Genomic DNA, 301 nt, shown 5'->3' with positions numbered 1-301 from the left:
GTTGTTATACGGTATTAGCACCTGTTTCCAAGTGTTATCCCCTGCTTCTGGGCAAGTTACCCACGTGTTACTCACCAGTTCGCCACTCGCTTCATGGTTAAAATCAGTGCAAGCACATCATTCAACGGAAGCTCGTTCGACTTGCATGTATTAGGCATGCCGCCAGCGTTCGTCCTGAGCCAGGATCAAACTCTCATCTTACAGATGATGTGCTTGAATAGCTCATCGATTGTTGTTACATTTTTAAAAGCGAATTGACTTCGCAAATATTGTTTGGGTTTGAATAAATTCAAACCGCCCT

1 rRNA gene is annotated in these 301 nt (G+C 43.9%); it reads right to left on the bottom strand.

Features of this window, described 5'->3' with window-relative positions:
• Nucleotides 1-201 (bottom strand): 16S ribosomal RNA (locus tag HEQ50_RS12665); the annotation flags it as partial.
• Nucleotides 202-301: the final 100 nt, after the last annotated feature.

Origin of the sequence: Lactobacillus sp. HBUAS51381 (assembly GCF_012641095.1) — a bacterium.
GTDB lineage: Bacteria > Bacillota > Bacilli > Lactobacillales > Lactobacillaceae > Levilactobacillus.
Note: the sequence above shows the minus strand (reverse complement) of the source record. Positions and strands in the feature narration are given on the sequence as shown.